The organism is Gardnerella sp. KA01002 (assembly GCF_049244015.1).
Classification (GTDB): Bacteria; Actinomycetota; Actinomycetes; order Actinomycetales; family Bifidobacteriaceae; genus Bifidobacterium; species Bifidobacterium vaginale.
In genome coordinates, this window is sequence record NZ_CP058365.1 from 105,945 (window position 1) to 126,801 (window position 20,857).

Genomic DNA, 20,857 nt, shown 5'->3' on the forward strand with positions numbered 1-20,857 from the left:
TTTAATAACTTGAGTGTGTTAGACTCAAGTTTTGTAAAAAGAAAAAGCGGTTAGTCGCAAGGCTGGCTGCCAAGAATTTGAGTACATAGATTAAAGGTACATAGATAAAGATAGCTAGGAGATATTATGGGACGCGCAGTAGGTATTGATTTAGGAACAACGAACTCCTGCATTGCAACGCTTGAAGGCGGCAGCCCAACAGTTATTGTTAACGCAGAAGGTGCGCGTACAACACCATCCGTGGTGGCATTCAGCAAGTCGGGCGAAATCTTGGTTGGCGAAGTCGCTAAGCGTCAGGCAGTTACAAACGTTGATCGCACGATTAGCTCTGTAAAGCGCCATATGGGTACGGATTGGTCTGTTGAGATTGATGGCAAGAAGTGGACTCCACAAGAGATTTCCGCACAGGTTTTAATGAAGTTGAAGCGCGATGCTGAAGCCTACCTTGGTGAGCCAGTAACCGATGCCGTTATTACATGCCCAGCTTACTTCAACGATGCACAGCGTCAGGCAACTAAGGATGCAGGTAAGATTGCAGGCTTGAACGTGCTGCGTATTATTAACGAACCAACTGCTGCAGCTTTGGCTTACGGCCTCGAAAAAGGCAAGGAAGACGAGCGCATTTTGGTATTCGATTTGGGTGGCGGTACTTTCGATGTGTCGCTTCTTGAGATTGGTAAGGATGACGACGGCTTCTCTACAATCCAGGTGCAGGCAACTAATGGCGATAACCACTTGGGTGGCGATGACTGGGATCAGAAGATTATCGACTGGCTTGTTGGCGAAGTTAAAAACAAGTACGGCGTTGATTTGAGCAAGGATAAGATTGCTTTGCAGCGCTTGAAGGAAGCTGCTGAGCAGGCAAAGAAGGAGCTTAGCTCTTCTACTTCTGCTTCAATTTCTATGCAGTACTTGGCAATGACTCAAGACGGAACTCCAGTGCATTTGGATGAGACTTTGACTCGCGCTCACTTTGAGGAAATGACTTCCGACTTGCTCGGTCGCTGCCGTACACCATTTAACAACGTGCTTTCCGACGCTGGCATCTCCGTAAGCCAGATTGATCACGTGGTGCTTGTTGGTGGTTCAACTCGTATGCCAGCCGTCAAGGAGCTTGTAAAGGAGCTTACGGGCGGTAAGGAAGCGAATCAGTCCGTGAACCCAGATGAGGTTGTGGCTGTTGGTGCAGCCGTGCAATCGGGCGTTATTAAGGGAGACCGCAAAGACGTTCTGCTTATTGATGTAACTCCACTTTCCTTGGGCATTGAAACCAAGGGTGGAATTATGACGAAGCTTATTGAGCGTAATACCGCAATTCCAACTAAGCGCTCTGAAGTGTTCTCTACTGCAGAAGACAATCAGCCATCCGTGTTGATTCAGGTTTATCAGGGTGAACGTGAGTTTGCTCGTGATAACAAGCCTCTTGGTACTTTTGAGTTGACTGGTATTGCTCCAGCTCCTCGTGGCGTTCCACAAATCGAAGTTACTTTCGACATTGATGCTAACGGCATTGTGCACGTTTCCGCTAAGGATAAGGGCACTGGCAAGGAACAGTCCATGACGATTACGGGCGGTTCTGGCTTGCCAAAGGACGAGATTGACCGCATGGTTAAGGAAGCTGAAGCTCACGAAGCTGAAGATAAGAAGCGCAAGGAAGAAGCTGATACTCGCAACCAGGCAGAATCCTTCGCTTACCAGACTGAAAAGCTAGTAAACGATAATAAGGATAAGCTTTCTGACGAAATCTCCAAGGAAGTTACCGAAAAGGTTAATGCTTTGAAGGAAGCTTTGAAGGGCGATGATATTGAGAAGATTAAGTCTGCTCAGAGCGAGCTTATGACTTCTGCTCAAAAGATTGGTCAGCAGCTTTACGCTCAGCAGGGTGCGGCTGGTGCACAGGCTGGCGCTGCTGGTGCTGCATCTGATGCAAATGCAGGCGCTGGATCTTCTGCAAAGGATGACGACGTGGTTGACGCCGAAGTGGTGGACGACGACAAGGACGATAAGGACAACAAGTAATGTCCGAGTTTAACGCCAACGACTACTTGAGCGGATTGGAAGATGTGCCTTCGGATGCTGGCGATTTGGAAGAATCGTCAAATCCAGCTGATTCTGCTAGTGCAGCCTCGTCTAATGAGCATGTGAATGCATCACAAAACGAAGCACAAGACGCAGCTGCTCATGAGGCAAAGCATGCGGCTACGCAAGATACGTCAACACAAGATGCGGACGCTAATGCAGATGCCGAACGTGAAAAGTCGCCAGCAACCGACGATGAAGCCAACGCTAGTAAGTCGAAAGAAAATAATGATTCTTCAGACACGCAAAGCAACGAAGAAGAAGATTCTTTAACACCGCTTGGCAAAGCTAAAAAAGAGGCGGCGGAGTATTTGGAAGCGTTGCAACGCGAGCGAGCAGAGTTCATAAACTTCCGCAACCGTGCTTCTAAAGAGCAAGATCGATTCCGTCAACATGGAATTATCGATGTTTTAACAGCTTTGCTACCTGCTTTAGATGATATTGATCGTATTCGTGAACATAGCGATATGGACGATTCATTTAAAGCCGTTGCTGCAAAGTTAGACAAAGCATTTGAGAAATTCGGCGTTGAAAAGTTCGGCGAAAAGGGCGAAGAATTTGACCCGACTAAGCACGATGCGATTCTGCATAAGCCAGATCCAGATGCTACAAAAGACACAGTAGATGTTGTTGTAGAAGCAGGATACAGGATCGGAGATCGAGTGATTCGCGCAGCTAGAGTGGTTGTTGCGTCGCCAGCAAGCTCGTGAAACACGCTGTGAAACATTCGTATGGTTTGTATGTAACGCAATAAAACGCAGTTACCGACTTGCGAAGAATCCCATAAAAACTTACTCGTGCTGGTTTAAAACGTTTAAAACACTGTTTAAAAACGCAAAACCAACACGAGTAGGTTTGTATTTAAGGTTTATATATAAATGTTATGCCAATGTGCTCGAAACATAAGAAGGAGGCACAAATGGCTGAAAATGAATGGTTAGCCAAAGATTTCTACAAAGTGCTCGGTGTCTCCAAAGATGCCGACGAAGACACAATCACAAAAGCATACAGAAAACTAGCTAGAAAATATCATCCTGATTTAAACAAAACAAAAGAAGCGGAAGAAAAATTCAAAGACGTGTCCGAAGCGTATGACGTTTTGAAAGATAAGCAAACACGTCAGCGTTACGATGCGATACGCCAATTTGGAGCGGGCGGAGCAAGATTCGCTGGAGGCTCTGGAGCAGGCGGATTCGACGCAAGTGGATTCAGCGATATATTCTCATCGATGTTCGGAGGCTCAAATGGGTCTCGCGTGCGATTCTCTACAAGCGGAGCTGGACCAGACATGGGAAACATATTCTCCATGTTCACGGGAGGTGCAGGAGCGCAATCTTCGCAAGGATTTGGAGGAAGTGGCTTTAATGGTGGCGCAGAATATGGTCAATATGGTCAATATGGTCAATCTGCTCCACAAAATTCGCCTGAACGCGGTGAAGACATTACAACTTCAATCAAACTAACATTTAAACAAGCGTTCAAAGGTGCTACGGTTTCGCTTCGATCGGGCGGAGAGTCGTTCAAAACTCATATTCCAGCAGGAGTAAAAGATGGGCAAAAAATCCGCTTAAAGTCCAAGGGCAAGCCAGGGAAGTTTGGTGGAGAAGCTGGAGATATGTACTTACAGGTTCAGGTAGAAAAAACTGATAATTTTTCTCTACGCGGCTGTGATTTAGTGGCAAATCTTCCGCTTACACTAGATGAGGCTGTTCGCGGAGCAAAAGTCACGCTTAAAAACCTAGATGGTAAGCCAGTAGTGTTTAAAGTGCCAGCTGGAACATCTAGCGGTAGCGAAGTACGTGTAGAAGGCGAAGGCGTGCCAGGTAAAAATGGAGCCTTTGTAGGAATCGTACAAATACAAATACCAAAGCGATCTGGCATGATGATAAAGCGTGCTGCAAAAGAATTCAACAAGGCATGCGGAGAATCATATGAGCAAGAAGTGCACGATTTGCGCGCATAGCAACAAATCGCTTAGTGTGTGCGTGTAGAAAGGAAAAGTCATGGTTAGGTTGGAGCGCCAAACTAAAGCATTGTACGAAATGTGTGCAGTGGCGTTAGTGCGTGGAAGCGCAACTCTTGACGGCGCAGATGAAGTCGGCTTTAAAATCGACATGCCGATTTTTACAGTAAGCCACGTAGCCAACCTAACCGACACTCATCCACAAACACTAAGACAGTACGACAGGCTGCGCTTGATTATGCCACAGCGTACAGAAGGTGGAGCTAGAAGATACTCGCTTAGAGACATAGATAGGCTTGTGCAAACACAAAAACTAAGCCAAGAGGATGGAGTAAATCTTGCTGGAATAATGCGTATTTTGGCTTTGCAAGAAGAAAATCGCCAGCTTAAAAGACAATTAAGACATTTGATTGAAGAAGCCAATTGCGCTGAACGAAATATTTTTACTGCGACTGTAGATGGGAATATTGTAGAAGTTCAAAGGTCACAGAGTGCAAAGGATTGGCGGCGCGACATTCGTGTTCAGCAGCGAGCATTGCCATCATCGTATAATAAACATTCTCACTCGCAAAACGATGCTCAATACAACAATTGTGATTATGATGATTTAAACGACGATAAGTCTGTTGTTTTGTGGCGAGCATTCAGAATATAGCAATGTAGCAGTCTAACATTAGTTTAGATATTATTAAATACTAATCAAATGTTTAAATATAAAATGTAAATATAAAATTGATAAATATCGCATACGTAAAGCGACAAAACAAAGGGTATTGATGGCAATAAACACAACAGCAGCGCAAAACACCACAAATCACAAGCTTTCCGCAGTCTTTTGGGATATGGACGGCACGTTAATTGATTCGGAACCGTATTGGCATGATGCTGAAATCCAAATCGCAAAAGAACATGGTGGCGAATGGAACGAAGAATTAGCTTGGCAGTATTCTGGTGGATCTTTAAAAGATGTTGCTGAAGCCATGATTGCTCGCGGAACAAAAATGGGCGTTGAAGAAATCGGCAACGCGATGGTGGACTATGTAGCGCAAAAAGAGCAGATAGAGGTTCCATGGGTACCAGACGTTCTGAATCTTTTGCAAAAATTAGCGGATGCAGGAATCCCTTCGATTCTAGTGAGCAATTCACCAAGGCGACTTGTTGAAAACATTGTGAACCATGCGCCAAAAGGTGCGTTTGCAGGATACATTTGCGGAGACGATGGATATGCTACAAAGCCAAGCTCCGAGCCATATTTAGCAGCAGGGAAACTGCTTGGTATTAGTGCGCAAAACATGAAGTATTGCATCGCTATTGAGGATTCGTTTGCAGGGTTAAAGTCGGCTGCGGCTTCGGGGGCGACGACTCTTGCACAAACAGCGTACTCGAATCTAGACGTAAGTAACGGACCGCAATTCGCTGATATACATGGATACGAAGATGTTACGCCTCAAACGCTTGAGCGCTACATTATTGCGCGAATTGCGCAGTAACATACAAACACACTACATGGCAGGTCGTCGTTCGCGCGTTACAGCGCGCTCACGTCTTCGCTTGCGTTGAAAGCACACTGTGCTTTCAACTTTGAGCAAGCTCAGCGCTCCGAATTGCCTTCGCGCGCTACGCTTTAAGCGCTCAGGCAGGTCGGAGCACAAGTGAGGTAGAGATTCGAGATTTTTCGCAGCGAATGAAGCGAACCTCAGCATCTTTGATGGTGATTCGCTGAAGTAGCAAGAAAAATCGAGAATCTCGGTGATTAAGCTATACGCAATTGTTCAAGCACGTAAGAGGGCTGGGTGATTCTTGGTCGAACAGTATAAGAGCGGCAGCCGATACTAAATAATCCAATGAATCACCCTACAAACAAACTTCAACCCAAAAAACAAAATCAAAGCCAAATCGGAACAACCGCAACAACAGACTACACGTAAGAGGCGGAGCGTTGTGAGACAAGAAACACCCAGCCCTCGCGCAACAGTAAACAGTAAATATGAAATGTCGTTCGCGCGGCCTAAGCGCGCGAACGCACTACGAGATTACAGAATCACGTAGATTAATCGCCGCCAGCAGCGCCTTCTTGAGTCTCTGATCCAGAGTATCCATATTGCGATCCTGGCGAGTCAAATGCTCCAGACGAATTGCGTTCAGCTTGACCAGACTCTCCCGAACCAAGCCCAGATCCATAAGATCCTTCGGACCCGCGTGAAGAGTCGCCAGCAGCCGCGCCTGCAGAATCTGAAGGCTTATTTTCTGTCCTATCTACTTTATCCTTATTTTCCTTATAAGGCTCTTTATCGTCAGAAGCTCTATCCGAGTAGTCGTATTCCGAAGTACGCCTATTGCCTCCAAGTCCCCACTTGCCATCTTCACCACCAATTTTGCCGTTATCCTTAGCTTCTGGGAACTTCTCGGTAGGCATTCCAGTAAGCGCGTGACGCATATACTTTGTAAACAAATGTGCAGAATACCCAACACCGCCTGGATAACCGCGGAAAGACGGAACAGGCTGAGGATTTCCCTGCGCATTCGGATACCATATAGCAAACACGGTTACAACACTAGGAGTAAAACCAACAAAGCTGCATGCAGTCTCATCGTTTGCGGTACCAGACTTTCCAGCTATAGGTTTGCCAACACCCCTAGCTTCCGTAGAAGTACCATATTGCACAACGCCTTGCAGAGCTTTAGTGGTAAGAGCCATGTCTGCTGGAGAAAACACTTGTCGTCCAGATGTTGGAGCTCTATAAAATTCTTTACCATCTGGATTCTTAACGCTAGCAACAATATGAATATCTGGCCTGCGCCCCTGACTTGCTATCGTAGAATAGGCTCGCGCAATTTCGCTAACATGCACAGGGTCGTTACCCAACACTGTGAACGGATTTTCGCCATTAATCCTCTTAGGATCCAAGCCAGCCGTAACAGCAGTATGAGCCACAGCCCTACGCCCAAGCTTTTGCTGCAAAGACATAAACGGCGTGTTCACGGAGTTTGCTGTTGCTTTATAAAGGTTGATTGTTCCCCAATTAGTGTTTGCATAGTTGTTAACAGGCTTATCTATGCCTTCAAACTTTAGGTTAGAATTTCCATTAAACAGAGTATTAAGACTTGTTCCAGCCTGAATAGCACCGATTAAAGCGAATGGCTTCATGGTGCTTCCAGGTTCATAAAGGGCTTGAGTAGCATTATTAAGCGGTTTAGAAAGATAGTCATCTCCAGCATAAACGGATATGATTGACCCGTCTTTAGGATTTACACTCATTCCACCTACTTGCAACCCAGCTGGAGCGATTCCGCGACCACCCATAGCAGGGCTTGCCACACTAAACATTAAATCCTGCTTAGCTTTGTCGATTGTTGTAACAATACGATATCCGCCAGTATCAAGGTCTTCCTTTGTAAAAGCTCCGCTTTGAGTAAGCTCGCTGCGAACCATGTTAAGCAAATAACCTTGAGGTCCTGAATAAACGTTTTGCTTAGTCTGATTAATGGTTTGTGGCATTTTAGCGCTTTTATATTCTGTGTCAGTAATGTACTTGTCTTCACGCATAATCCTAAGAACGCGCTTGAATCGCATATTCGCTTCTTTAGGCATGATTGCAGGATCCCAGCTGCTTGGTGCAGGGATTATTCCAGCCAGCATTGCTGCTTGAGATAGTGTAAGATCTTTTGCTTCTACACCAAAGTACGCTTTTGCTGCCGCTTGTATTCCATACGCTCCGCGACCAAGATAAATAGTGTTCATATAGTTACATAGCACAGTGTTTTTATCTTGTGTTTGCGCGATTTTTAGAGCTAGAATCGCCTCGTGAAGCTTGCCTAAATATGTTTTTGTTTCGCCAAGATAGTAGCGTTCTGCATACTGTTGTGTGATTGTGGACCCGCCCCAGCGTCCTTTAGAAGTTATGTTGTGAATTATTGCGCGTCCAATTCCTTTAAAATCAATTCCACCGTCTTTGTAGAACGATCTGTTTTCGCTTGCGACTATCGCGTTGCCAACATATGGTTTTAGCGCAGAGCAACTTATGATTTCTCTATTTTGTTCCGCAAAACTACCGATTTCTGTTTTTCCGTCTGCGTAGTACACCTTGGTTTTGTCTGCCATTGCAATCTTATCTGGCTGCGGAATGTCGGTGTTTACATACATAACCGCAAATACGAGTGTGCCAAGGATTATTGGTGTAAAAATTATGATTAATGCCCAAAATAGGATTGGATGTTTTGTTCGCCACGTGTCGCGGATTCTTTTGTGTTTTCTTCTTTGACGCCTCTGCCTTGTTGCGCTTGGTCTGGCTGTTCCAGTTCTGGCGTTTGCGCGTCGTTTTTCCTCTGCAGAAGTCGCGCTTCTTACAGTGCGTCCTGTATTAGAAGAGTGCGAATTTTGTCCATTACTATTTGCAACCATATAATCCAAGTTAGCGCTTGGCGAGGAATTTTAATCATATGTAATATCATGTGTAATATTTGTAAAAGCTAGTATTATAAAAGTGTGTTAGTGCAGCATGATTATATGCTGCTGTTTTTGGGCAAGGAGTTTATATGAGTATCCGCGTTGCCATTGCCGGTGTTGGCAATTGTGCTTCGTCGTTGGTTCAAGGCGTTGAATACTACAAAAATGCCAATGATGGCGATAAAATTCCAGGATTAATGCATGCTGTTTTTGGGCAATATCGTGTGCGAGATATTGAGTTTGTAGCAGCTTTTGATGTTGACGCTTTAAAAGTGGGTCATGATTTAAGCGAGGCGATTTATGCTTCGCAAAACAACACGATTCGCTTTGCAGATGTGCCTAATCTTGGTGTTAAAGTGCAGCGTGGACCTACTTACGATGGTTTGGGCGACTACTATAAGCAGATGATTGACGAATCTGAAGAAGAACCTGTGGATGTTGCCGCGGTTTTGCGCGATTTGCATGTAGACGTGCTTGTGTCTTACTTGCCAGTAGGCTCCGAGCAGGCAGACAAGGCTTATGCGATTGCAGCTATGGAAGCTGGATGCGCGTTTGTAAACTGCCTTCCTGTTTTTATTGCTTCCGACCCAGTTTGGGCGCAAAAGTTCCGCGATGCAGGCGTTCCGATTATTGGCGACGATATTAAAAGCCAGGTTGGAGCTACGATTACGCATCGCGTTATGGCGCGACTTTTTGAAGATAGAGGAGTGCGTTTGGATCGCACTTACCAGCTGAATGTTGGCGGAAACATGGACTTTATGAACATGTTGCAGCGCTCTAGGCTTGAGTCGAAGAAGATTTCTAAGACGCGCGCGGTTACTTCGATTGTTCCGCACGATATGGATGATCACAACGTGCACATTGGTCCTTCGGATTATGTTGCTTGGCTTGACGACCGCAAGTTTGCGTTTGTGCGCTTAGAGGGCACCACTTTTGGCGATGTTCCGCTTAGCTTAGAGTACAAGCTCGAAGTGTGGGATTCGCCTAATTCTGCAGGCATTGTTATAGACGCTGTGCGTGCGGCGAAGATTGCGTTGGATCGCAAGCTTTCGGGTCCGATTTTGGCTCCTAGCTCCTACTTTATGAAGTCGCCAGCTGTTCAGCATGAAGATAGCGAGGCGCGCGAACTCGTTGAGCGCTATATTGCTGGAGATGTTGAGGCAGATGAGTCGCAGCTTAATGCAGATGTTGAGGCTGCAAAAGAACATGGTAAAAGCGTGTGGCGCGCCTAGCAATGCGCCTAATGGTGCGGAAGCTTGCGACTTGCGCTCGACTTGTAGCCAAAATCGTGTAATATAGGTAGAGCCTCCGCGTGGCACTACGTCACCCAATCCCCCCAGGGCAGGAATGCAGCAAGGGTAAGTGGCCTCTGGTGGGTGCGCGGGGGTTTTCTTATATAAAGTTTGTTAGATTTGTCTCGCTCGTGATGCAAATATAACGCAAGCGATATTACCCATTTGTTGTTGCGCGAGGGCTGGGTGTTTCTTGTCTCACAACGCTCCGCCTCTTGTGTGTTTCTTGTTGTTGCGGTTGTTCCGTTTTGTCTTTGATTTTGTTTTTTGGTTGAAGTTTGTTTTGTAGTGGTTGATCATTGGACTATTTGGTATCGGCTGCCGCTCTTATATTGTTCGACCAAGAATCACCCAGCCCTCTTACATGCTTGAACAATTGCGTATTGCTTAATCGCTGAGATTCTCGATTTTTCTTGCTCTCTCGGCGAGTCACCATCGGAGGACTGCGGATCGACTTGCATGAGCGCTTGAAGCGTAGCGCGCGAATGCACTTCGATTCGCTGAGCTTGCTCAAAGTTGAAAGCACAGTGTGCTTTCAACGCAAGCGAAGACGTGAGCGCGCTGTAACGCGCGAGCGATACATCTCTTTCGCTGCGAAAAATCTCGAATCTCTACCACATTTGGCGTAATCTACACAACCACGTCGCGCATGGAGTGTTGTTTGATAAAATGCTTGGTATGAGTCTATTTGAAGGCAGCAAGATTAGCGATGGCAGCGACGACAGTGATAATAGCCAAATTAGCGGCATTGGTGAAAATATCAAAAATAGTCAAAATTCTCAAAGCAGCGAGGCTAATCAAGATATTTCTAAGCTCGATCCGCTGATGAATCGTCCTAGAATATCAACAATAGCTTTGTGTGCGCTGTGTGCTGTTCTTTTTGCATCTTTTGCATCAATCATGTGGATTCTAGCCGTTAGAACCGCAATAGGTCAGTCGTATGAAGAAATGGTGATTAGTACTTTTGGATATAGTGCCATTCCGTCGTGGCTGTCTGTTGTACTAACTCCGCTTAGAAGTTCCATACTCGTTATAGTCTTATCTGCCTTGATTTGCGCTGCGGCAGCAATAATATCAATCATAAGAAAACGCTGGTGGCTGATTGCGCAATGCGCTGTAATACTAGTTTTATCTCTAGCTGCAGAGCCTCTAAAACGTGTGCTTCCTCGTCCGATCCTAGTAAATGTAGCAACGCTTGCAAAAAATTCCGCTCCGTCTGGTCACATGCTACTAATGGCGGCTGCGTGCGCGCTGCTTGTTTGCGCTGTAAGTCGCGCTTTTAGAGCATGGGTTGCACTTGGTTCAGCAATAATCACATTTCTGCTTGCCATAGCTCTTTTGGGAGGCAGATGGCACAGACCGGCAGACGTTATGATATCCGTACTCATAGTTGGTGCTGTAACATCAACAGTGTTGATTTTTACAAGATCATCTGGAATGGACGTGCCAGGTTCAAGAAGATCATCTATAAGCGTGCAAATCGTTGGAAGCGCAATGATCACAATGGGAATAATCTGCCTAACTTACTGTTCGTACATGATTTACCAGATTATGCCAGGAATAGATTTAGGTGCAAAATGGGCTATAGGGGTATCGCACTCTTGTGCATATTGGGCTGTAGCAGGAGTGTGTAGCTTGACTTTCGGCGTTTTGATGGTTCTTAGACAATCCAGTGCAGCTCCTTTAAGTAGGCTAGGATTAGTTGGTGCTCCGCCTACTCCTCCTTCAAAAAGCGAAGTTCCAAAACGTCAAGATGAGGACGATTTATTGTTAAGATTATCGTCTAATTGAATAAAAAATAAGTAAAGTGGTATATATAGGAGTATATGCTGATATTTCGCAAAGTTTGATTTTGTTGATTTTGTTGAATATGAAACGCGTATTGCGTTAGAGTTTGCGTGGATTGAGTAGTAAAAGCGCGGAATATGCATACAAAATGCATCTGTACGAAAGGAGAGCGTATGACAGAGCAGAACAAGCTTGTCATTGTGGAGTCTCCCACTAAAGCGCGTAAAATAGGCGGATATCTTGGAAACGGATACACTGTTATGGCATCCGTGGGTCATATTCGTGATTTAGCACAGCCAAGTCAGGTGCCAGCTGCTAAAAAGGCAGAATTTGGCAAGTTTGGCGTAGATGTAAACAATGGTTTTGAGCCATACTATGTTGTTGGCGCAGATAAAAAGAAAACAGTTTCGGATTTAAAGGCTGCGCTCGCAAAGTCGGGCGAATTGTTCCTCGCAACTGATGAGGACCGCGAAGGAGAAGCGATTGCGTGGCATCTTGTGCAAGCACTTAAGCCAAAAGTGCCAGTAAAGCGCATGGTGTTTCACGAGATTACAAAAGATGCGATTCAAGCTTCGCTTGCTAACACGCGAAACGTTGACGACCATATGGTTGATGCGCAAGAAACACGCCGCGTGTTGGATAGATTGTACGGCTACGAGCTTTCGCCAGTTTTGTGGCGTAAAGTGGGACCGGGTCTTTCTGCTGGGCGAGTGCAATCTGTTGCAACGCGTTTGATTGTTGAGCGCGAGCGCGAGCGAATGGCGTTTAAAAAGGCGAGCTATTGGGATGTTTGTGCGGATTTGAGCGCAAATGGCGTTGATTTCCAAGCGAGAATGACGGCTCTAAATGGAGAGCGTTTGGCTGCCTCTAAAGATTTTAATTCGCTTGGCGAGCTTCAAAAAACTAAGGGCGAATCTGCTTTAGCGCACTATTTGAATGAGGCAGATGCTTGTGCGATTGCACAGAGTCTTGGCGCGGCTGATTTTGTTGTGAGCTCAATGGACACTAAGCCGTATCGCCGCCGCCCATTGCCTCCGTTTACAACTTCTACTCTTCAACAGACTGCTGGAAACCGCTTGTCTATGAGCTCTCGCCAAACTATGCGCGCGGCTCAATCTTTGTACGAAAACGGTTACATAACCTACATGCGTACGGATTCTGTAACGCTTTCTAAAGAGGCGATTTTTGCGGCGCGAGATTGCGTTAAGTCTAGTTTTGGAGACGAGTATTTAGCGGATTCTCCAAAACAGTATGCTACGACTTCTGCAGGCGCTCAGGAAGCGCACGAGTGTATTCGTCCTGCTGGATCTACGTTTAGAAATCCTGCGGATTTGGCTGGCGTTCTCCCTGCCGATCAGCTTAAACTTTATACGCTTATTTGGCAGCGCACTCTTGCTTCTCAAATGGCGGATGCTACTGGTTTTACAGCTACAGTTAAGCTAGATGCTTCGGCTGGCAGCTTTGGAACGGCTAATTTCCAAGCTTCTGGAACCGTGATTGAGTTTGCTGGATTTATGAAGGTGTTTGGCGGATTTAGCGAAGACGAGCAGTCTAAGGCTTTGCCTCCTATGGCTAATGGCGATGTTCTTAAAGCTTTGCGAGTTAGCGCGGATGGTCATGAAACTCAGCCGCCAGCTCGCTACACGGAAGCGTCTTTAGTTAAAACGCTTGAAGCTAAGGAGATTGGTAGGCCGTCTACTTACGCTAGCATTATTTCCACGATTATTGACCGCGGATACGTGTATGAGCGTGGGCGCGCGTTGATTCCAAGCTGGCTTGCTTTTGCTGTTATTAAGCTTTTGGAATCTAATTTCCCAACTTACGTTGACTATGCGTTTACGGCGGACATGGAAAATGGTTTGGACCGCATAGCACATGGCGAGGAAGCTGGTAAAGATTGGCTTTACAAGTTTTACTTTGGAGATAACGGGGCGGTTGCTGGCGACTTTGCAATGCATGAAGGTTTGCAAAAACAAGTTGATCAGCTTGGCGAGATTGACGCTCGAGAAATCAACACGATTGATATTGGCGGCGGATTGCACGTGCGCGTAGGCAGATACGGCCCGTATTTGGAAGATACGAAGAATCTAGACGAAGAGGGCAATGCGCGCAGAGCTTCGATTCCAAGTACTTTGGCTCCAGACGAGTTGACTGAGCAAGTTGCGCGAGATTTGATTGAGAACAACTCCGACGGTCCGCGCGTTTTGGGTACGGATCCGCAAACTGGCGGCAGCGTAGAAGTTAGGAACGGGCGTTTTGGAGCGTACGTTGCTCTTGTTGAAGCCTCGGATGAGGATGAGTCGCAAGCATCCGACGATTCTGCTAAAACTGGCGCAAAGTCTTCTGCAAAATCTAAAAAGTCTGCTAAAGCTAAGCCAAAAATGGCGTCTTTGTTTAAAACAATGGACCCTGCAACAATAACTTTGCAAGATGCTTTGCGACTTTTGAATTTGCCTCGATTGGTTGGCGTTGTGGAAGAAGTTGATGAGCAAGGCGAAGTGAAGCGCGCGAAGATTGAGGCGAATAATGGTCGATACGGACCTTATTTGACTAAGACTTACGAGCGCGCGGATGCTGGCGATTCGGCAGCGTCTGCGGATGCCAAGCCAGACAATCGTTCGCTTGCAAGCGAAGACGCGATTTTTAGTGTGACTTTAGACGAAGCCAAGGAGCTTTTTGCTCAACCGAAGTATGCAAAGCGCACTCGTGGAGCCGCAAAACCGCCGCTTAGGGAGCTTGGAGAAGATTCAGAAAGCGGCAAGCCAGTGGTGATTAAAGACGGCTTCTATGGAGCTTATATTACAGACGGCGTTACGAATCGCACGCTTCCAAAGCAGTACACGCCTGAGTCGATTGAGCCACAGGTTGCGTTTGAGCTTTTGGCGCAAAAGCGTGCGGCAGGGCCTGTAAAGCGCAAGAGAACTGCTGCAAAGAAAACGGCTGCTAAGAAAACGGCCGCTAAAAAGCCTGCTGCAAAAAAGAGCACAGCAAAAAAGTCCACATCTAAAGGCGAGTAAACCTGGTAGAGGTATGCAAAAATGGCTATAGGTCTTAAAAACAGCGGGCTTAGCGGTTTAAACAAAGGTCTTTTTATATCTTTTGAAGGTATAGACGGCGTTGGGAAAACCACGCAAGTTGAGGCTTTGCGTGATTTTTTGCAAGCACGCGGACTTGAGGTCGTTGTAACGAGAGAGCCTGGCGGAACACCGTTGGGCGAACAGTTGCGCAACATTCTTCTACACGGCGGAGCGATTTCTGCGCGCACCGAGGCGCTTCTGTTTGCTGCGGATCGCGCTCAACATGCTGCGCAAATCATCATCCCAGCCTTGCGGCGCGGTGCGGTGGTTATAACGGACCGTTACATTGACTCATCGCTAGCGTATCAGTCTGGGGGGCGTGAGCTCACTATGCAAGACGTGCGCGATTTAAGCGAGTGGGCATCTAATTGCCTTTGGCCAAATCGTACGTATTTGCTAGATATGAGCGCAGAAGATGCTGCTGTGCGATTGCATGGGCAGGCGGATCGCATGGAAAGTGCGGGGCTTGATTTTGCGCGCCGCACGCGTGAATCGTTCTTAGATCTTGCTAAACAAAATGCGCAAAGATTTTGCGTTTTAGACGCCACTTTGCCAGCTTGCGACTTATCTAAGTTGATTGCTAAAGACATGTGCGAGTTGATGGATAATGCTGGAATAGGTGACAAAAAATCGCCAGAAGCCCCAGAAAATCAAGGATTTTAGGATTTTAGGACTATAGGATTTTAGCAATGGACGTTTGGGAATCGGTAGTTGGTCAAGCGCAAGTTGTTGAACGCCTTAAAAAAGTAGCGCAAGGCGATTCAAGCAAAATCGCGCAATCATGGCTTATCTGCGGATCTGCTGGATTCGGGTGTGCAAAAGTGGCAAGAGCGTTTGCAGCGGCATTGCAATCGAGCGCAAAAGTCGCAAGCAACCGCGCCGCCGAAAACTCCGCCACTCAAATAAACACTCAAATAAACACAGATAAAATCGCAAGTGAAGTATTAGCTGGAACAAGCCCAGACGTAAACATTTTAAGCACGGACAAAGTTACAGTAAGCATTGACGAAGTGCGCGAACTCGTATCAATATCCGAGCAAATGCCAAGTGTTGCACCGTGGCGAATCATAATAATCGAAGACGTTGGGCGCATGCTTGAGCGCACAACAAACGTTTTGCTAAAAGAAATCGAAGAGCCAGCACCTCGCACAATATGGATTCTTTGCGCGGCAAGCGCGGCAGATGTTTTGCCAACAATTCGTTCTAGGTCTCAAATAGTGAATTTGGCTCAACCAAGCGACCAAGATGTGCAAGAATACGTGCAACAAAGCGCACACATTGATGCAAAAACGGCGGCAAACGTGGCTCGCATAGCTCAAGGAAACGTTGATTTAGCAATGCTCTACGCTACAAGCGAGAGCGCTAGAAGCAGAAGAGAAGAGCTTGTTGCAGGCGTTTTGCGTCTTAGCAGCGCAATAGATGCGATTATGCTTGCGCAAACGCTAATCGAAGATGCTAAAAGCCAAGCAGAAGACGAAGTGCAAAAGTCTGTTGAAGCTGAGCAAAGCGAGTTTTTGCGCATAAATGGCATTAAGCCAACAGATAAAATCCCACCTAAAATTCGTAGCGCATACAATGCGATTGGCAAAAAAGACGATGTTAAGCGCAAAGTCACTCGCGTAAGCAGAGACGTTTTAAACCGCGCAATAGATGCGATTTGCAGCGTTTACAGAGATGTGCTTGTTGTGCTAAACAATGCTCAATTACAAACACCACTTGTGAATCAAGAATTTAAAGCAGAAATTATGCAGCTTTCTAAAAAAAATACAGCAGAGCGCGCGCTTAAATGCCTGGACGCGCTTGCTGTGGCAAAAAAGCGTCTTGCTGGCAATGGAAACGCAACGCTTGTTTTTGAAGCACTTTTATGTGCGCTTTCTTAACGCATAGTCACATTTTTATAGTCTTATTTTTATAGTCACAGCGGTAGTAGATACTTAAATTATGAATATTTCTACAGATTTCACCACTATTCCAGACAACTTTGCAAAAGCTGCGCCGGAAGAAAACAAGATTAACGGCGTTCCAGTCGTGTCTTTTCCATTTTATGTAGACAAGTTGCCGGATTTTGTGCACTACTTGCATTGGCGATTTGTAGACGATGACGCTATACCAGTGTGCGGATTCCAGTGGATTCATTGGGTTGTGGCAAATGTTCCAGTGGAAGCGCTTATGTTTGACTTTAATGACTCGCGCGCTTTGCAAATTCCGCAAGACTTTTCGCGCACAATGCCAACTATGATTCCAGAAGTTGTACAAGGGCGAAACTCGCAAGCTAGCCGATTTGTGGGTTGCACGGACCCTGCGATTACAATGCGATACAACGGCCCGCAGCCGCCAGACAAGGATCACGACTACATGCTAGAAGTGTTCGGCACGCAAAAACCTCTTCCAAATCTTAAAGAAGGCTTCTATCTTAACGAAATGATGAATGAAATCAGGCATTACGATTCGTATGTAGACGTTAACGGATTATATTTGCGAGGAAAAGCTTAGAATTTAGGCTTTAGAATTTAGAATTTAGGCTTTATATGACTTCGTGCGGATTAGTCGCAAGCAGCTTACGACTATATATGTGTGCGTAAAATAGTCAAAAATAAGCAAAACCAATCAAACTAATCTAAACAAACAAACTAATCTAAACAAACAAAATAATCAAAAATAATCAAATAACCAAAATAATCAAAAATTAGAAAAATGAGGATGCAAATATGGCATGCACAACAATTTTAGTAGGACGCAAAGCGAGCTACGACGGATCCACGCTTATTGCGCGTAACGAAGACTCAGCAAATGGCGAGTTTAATCCAAAGCGTTTAGTGGTAGTAAAGCCGCAAGACCAGCCTCGCGTTTATAAGTCTGTGCTTAGCCACGTAATAGTAGAGCTTCCAGATAATCCAATGCAATACACAAGCGTTCCAAACGCAGACTTGCGCGAAGGAATTTGGGGAGAAGCTGGCGTTAACGAAGCAAACGTGGCAATGAGCGCAACCGAAACGCTTACATCCAACGAGCGCGTGCTGGGCGCCGACCCAATGGTGGAGCTTCAAAAAGCGCAAGGTAAGGAAGGCGACGCTGATTATAAGCCAGAAGTGCCAGGAGGAATTGGCGAAGAAGACTTCTTAACGCTTGTTTTGCCTTATATTCGTAGCGCTCGCGAAGGCGTTGAGCGTTTGGGTGCTCTGCTAGAAAAGTACGGCACGTACGAGATGAACGGCGTTGCATTCTCGGATGTAAACGAGATTTGGTGGATGGAAACTGTTGGCGGACACCACTGGATTGCTAAGCGCGTGCCAGACGAGGCGTATGTTGTTATGCCAAACCAGCTTGGAATCGACGAGTTCGATTTGGAAGACGCTTTGGGAGACCAAGAAGAGCATATGTGCTCGGCTGATTTGCTTGAGTTTATTGAAGAAAACCACTTAGATTTGTCGGTTGAAAACGCTTCGCCATTTAATCCTCGTGATGCTTTTGGCTCTCATTCAGATGCAGACCATGTGTACAACACTCCTCGCGCATGGTTTATGGAGCGTTTCTTGAATCCTTATGACGAAGTGTGGGATGGTAAAGACGCTGATCACAAGCCAGATAGCAACGATATTCCGTGGGCGCGCCAGCCTGAGCGCAAAGTGACGATTGAGGATATTAAGTACGTTTTAAGCTCTCACTATCAGGGCACTGAGTACGATCCTTACGGCAAGCTTGGCGATGAGCATACTCGTCATCTTTTCCGTCCAATCGGCATCAATCGTCAAAGCGAGCTTGCTGTAATGCAAATTCGTCCTTACGTGCCAGAAGCGTTCCGCACAATTCAGTGGATGGCGTACGGCTCTAACCCATTTAATGCGCTTGTGCCGTTCTATCCAAATGTAAACGAAACTCCAAAGTATTTGGAAGATACGACTACTCGCGTAACAAGCGAAAACTTCTATTGGGAAAATCGCATTATTGCAGCTCTTGCGGATGCTGCATTTAACGACACTGCAAATGCGATTGAGCGTTACCAAGAAGTTGTTGGTTCTCTTGGTCACGCAATGGTTAAGTCTACGGATGCTGCCGTGGCAGACATTCTTGGCGTTTCTTTGAAGGATTACGAACCAGAACGTGAAGGTAATGAAGGCGAAGATTACGATGATTTAGTTCGCGATCCTGAAGCTATTATTGCAGAGCTTCGTAACGACAAAGTGCGTGAAGCTTTGGCTGAAGCGAACGACGATATGGCAGCAAAGTTGAAGAAAGAAACAGATTCTTTGCTTGACACAGTGCTGTACATAACTAGCATGCGTATGAAGAATGGTTTTAATCGTTCTGATCACTGATCGCAAGCTGTTATAGACATTAGTGATAACGCGCATAGTTTTAATGTAATATTGCTATACCACGCCCATGCAATCGTATAGTATAAAAATTGTTCATTTACATTAGCTATGCGCGTTTACTATTGAGCGTTTATTGGGCATCTGTTATTGAACGTTTGTTATTGAACACTATTGGGCATCTACTAGGCTTTTTGCTTATGAAAGTGGGGAATATGAGCATTCTTGATTCGTTTACTACGCAATTTGGATTAGTTAAAAAAATAGACGCCTTCGGATTTATGGATTATTTAAAGAAGAATCCAAGTGAGCAAAAAAAGCACGGTAAAGTGCTACTCGTTACAGCTGATACTCCTCTTAAGGCTTCTAGAGGAGAAGGCAAAACAACTACCACTATTGCGCTGGTAGACGCGTTGCGCGAACGCGGGGTAGATGCGGCGGCTGTTTTGCGCCAGCCAAGCATGGGCATTACTGCAGCGGGTTCAAAAGGCGGCGCTAGCGGCGGCGGAAAGTCCTCACTTTCGCACCCTGAGCTAATCGATTGGGGATTGTGCGGAGAAATGGCTGCCATTGAATGTGCGCAGAATTTGCTTGTTTCTTTTGCAGAAAAAGCGATTGACGAGGGTATTTTAGACACGATTTTAGTGCCGCGCGTAAGTGAAGTACCTTCAAGATCTTTGCGTAGTATTGCTGTTGACTTTGGCAAGAGCACGGTTGCGGAGCGCGTTGTGTTAACGCCAACTTGTGAGCTTATGCAAATTGTAGTGCTTTCGAGAAGCATGGAAGAAATCGCAAATCGCGTTGCTGCCATGATTGCTGGCACAAAAGACGGGAATCCTGTTAAATTTGGCGATTTTGTTGACTTGTGGCGAATCACAAATATTCTTGCCGATGCTGTAAAGCCTGCAAAAACTGAGACGATTAATGGTTCTCCGATTTATGTTCATTGCGGGCCATTTGCCAACGTATCTCTTGGTATTCCAAGCCTTGTAAGCGTTGAAATGGCTTGTGCGTTGCACGATGTTGTTGTTGTGGAAGCAGGCTATGGCACGGATGCTGGTGCGCAAAAGTGGCTAGATATTGCTGCTCGCGAATTTGGCGCAAAGTGGCCTGCTGCTGCGGTTGTTGTTACTCGTGCAACTACTTGGCGAGATGACGAAACGCTTGCGTGGCGTTACCCGTTCCACGTTTCGCGCCTTGAGTCGCTTGATATTCCTACTTTCCCTCTGATTAATTTGTGGGAAGGGGAAGATGGACAAGTTCCAGATTTGCTTGAGCAAGCTAAGACTTTGGGATTCCGTAAGCCGATTGTTGGTAATCTTTTCCGAGATGGCGGAGATGGCTTGGCGGATCAGCTAGACGATTTTGTGTCTGTGATTACCGCTGATGCTGAAACGAAAGTTCCAGAAAGTAGGCGAGGAAAGTCGCTTCGCGAGCGCATTAATCTGCTTTGCTCCGAGGCGTATGGTGTGCCTGCTGAGCGCGTAATCGACAAAGCAGGTTTTGCTGATTCGTTGAAGGAAGCGCAGGATTTGTGCAATAAGGCTGGTGTTGATTTTGATAGCTTGGCTCTTGTTGCTGTAAAGTCGCCAGCAACCATGACTGATGACGATCACGCGCCTGAAGATTCTCGCACTGTAACTTTAAAGAAAGTAGAAGTTCACGCTGGAGCTGGGGTTGTTCAAGTCAACCTTACATCTTCACTAACAACGCCAATGCCAAAAATCGTGTGATTGCTTTTAAATATTACTTATTAATAACAAATAACAAATAACAAAACGTCGTCAACACATCAATCACGGTGTGAGGACGACGTTTCTGTTTTATAAACGTTGTTTATAAACGTCTTTTAATCTTTTACATAGGATCCATGTTGTATTTGTCGTAAAGATATTTGT

The 20,857-nt window shown here is 45.9% G+C and carries 14 protein-coding genes and 1 other RNA gene; 14 read left to right on the plus strand and 1 reads right to left on the minus strand.

Annotation, left to right across the window (positions count from 1 at the left end; all coding sequences use genetic code 11):
* Positions 1-126: 126 nt before the first annotated feature.
* The 5 genes from dnaK to HXT60_RS00410 all read left to right on the plus strand — a co-directional run bounded on the left by dnaK (position 127) and on the right by HXT60_RS00410 (position 5,532).
* Positions 127-2,019 (plus strand): molecular chaperone DnaK, encoded by a 1,893-nt coding sequence (gene dnaK, locus HXT60_RS00390; protein ID WP_004112831.1) that lies wholly within the window; start codon positions 127-129, stop codon positions 2,017-2,019.
* Positions 2,019-2,789 carry a nucleotide exchange factor GrpE gene (grpE, locus tag HXT60_RS00395; protein ID WP_421791125.1) on the plus strand — a complete coding sequence of 257 codons (771 nt, stop codon included), beginning with the start codon at positions 2,019-2,021 and terminating at the stop codon, positions 2,787-2,789. The genes dnaK and grpE overlap by 1 nt, the downstream gene beginning before the upstream one ends.
* 209 nt (positions 2,790-2,998) lie before the next feature.
* On the plus strand, positions 2,999-4,042 hold the full coding sequence (locus HXT60_RS00400) for a DnaJ C-terminal domain-containing protein (protein ID WP_004113822.1): 1,044 nt from the start codon (positions 2,999-3,001) through the stop codon (positions 4,040-4,042).
* Between the two features lie 40 nt (positions 4,043-4,082).
* Complete coding sequence (locus HXT60_RS00405) at positions 4,083-4,697, plus strand: heat shock protein transcriptional repressor HspR (protein WP_004118167.1); 615 nt, start codon at positions 4,083-4,085, stop codon at positions 4,695-4,697.
* Between the two features lie 121 nt (positions 4,698-4,818).
* The gene (locus tag HXT60_RS00410; RefSeq protein ID WP_004112821.1) at positions 4,819-5,532 is read left to right on the plus strand and encodes an HAD family hydrolase; all 714 of its coding nucleotides are present in this window, start codon (positions 4,819-4,821) and stop codon (positions 5,530-5,532) included.
* A 560-nt stretch (positions 5,533-6,092) separates the two neighbouring features.
* Here the strand turns inward: HXT60_RS00410 and HXT60_RS00415 are convergent.
* The gene (locus tag HXT60_RS00415) at positions 6,093-8,444 is read right to left on the minus strand and encodes a transglycosylase domain-containing protein (RefSeq protein WP_421791126.1); all 2,352 of its coding nucleotides are present in this window, start codon (positions 8,442-8,444) and stop codon (positions 6,093-6,095) included.
* Positions 8,445-8,578: 134 nt separating this feature from the next.
* On the opposite strand from HXT60_RS00415, the gene HXT60_RS00420 reads away from it, so the two are divergent.
* The 9 genes from HXT60_RS00420 (at position 8,579) to HXT60_RS00460 (ending at position 20,692) form a co-directional block, all read left to right on the plus strand.
* The gene (locus tag HXT60_RS00420) at positions 8,579-9,721 is read left to right on the plus strand and encodes an inositol-3-phosphate synthase (protein ID WP_014554822.1); all 1,143 of its coding nucleotides are present in this window, start codon (positions 8,579-8,581) and stop codon (positions 9,719-9,721) included.
* A 67-nt stretch (positions 9,722-9,788) separates the two neighbouring features.
* Positions 9,789-9,885: signal recognition particle sRNA small type (gene ffs / locus HXT60_RS00425), an RNA gene on the plus strand.
* A gap of 565 nt (positions 9,886-10,450) precedes the next feature.
* Positions 10,451-11,572: a PAP2 family phosphoesterase gene (locus tag HXT60_RS00430; protein ID WP_004113828.1), complete on the plus strand. Its 1,122-nt coding sequence runs from the start codon at positions 10,451-10,453 to the stop codon at positions 11,570-11,572.
* Positions 11,573-11,742: 170 nt separating this feature from the next.
* A complete protein-coding gene (gene topA / locus HXT60_RS00435; RefSeq protein WP_421791127.1) occupies positions 11,743-14,586 on the plus strand; it encodes a type I DNA topoisomerase in 2,844 nt (947 codons plus the stop codon).
* A 21-nt stretch (positions 14,587-14,607) separates the two neighbouring features.
* Positions 14,608-15,309 (plus strand): dTMP kinase, encoded by a 702-nt coding sequence (gene tmk, locus HXT60_RS00440; RefSeq protein WP_116692472.1) that lies wholly within the window; start codon positions 14,608-14,610, stop codon positions 15,307-15,309.
* Between the two features lie 26 nt (positions 15,310-15,335).
* Positions 15,336-16,526: a DNA polymerase III subunit delta' gene (locus HXT60_RS00445; RefSeq protein WP_421791128.1), complete on the plus strand. Its 1,191-nt coding sequence runs from the start codon at positions 15,336-15,338 to the stop codon at positions 16,524-16,526.
* A gap of 61 nt (positions 16,527-16,587) precedes the next feature.
* Positions 16,588-17,139 (plus strand): YbhB/YbcL family Raf kinase inhibitor-like protein, encoded by a 552-nt coding sequence (locus HXT60_RS00450; RefSeq protein ID WP_004113843.1) that lies wholly within the window; start codon positions 16,588-16,590, stop codon positions 17,137-17,139.
* Positions 17,140-17,354: 215 nt separating this feature from the next.
* The gene (locus HXT60_RS00455; RefSeq protein WP_421791130.1) at positions 17,355-18,962 is read left to right on the plus strand and encodes a C69 family dipeptidase; all 1,608 of its coding nucleotides are present in this window, start codon (positions 17,355-17,357) and stop codon (positions 18,960-18,962) included.
* 212 nt (positions 18,963-19,174) lie between these two features.
* Positions 19,175-20,692 (plus strand): formate--tetrahydrofolate ligase, encoded by a 1,518-nt coding sequence (locus tag HXT60_RS00460; RefSeq protein WP_004112767.1) that lies wholly within the window; start codon positions 19,175-19,177, stop codon positions 20,690-20,692.
* The last annotated feature ends 165 nt before the right edge of the window (positions 20,693-20,857 follow it).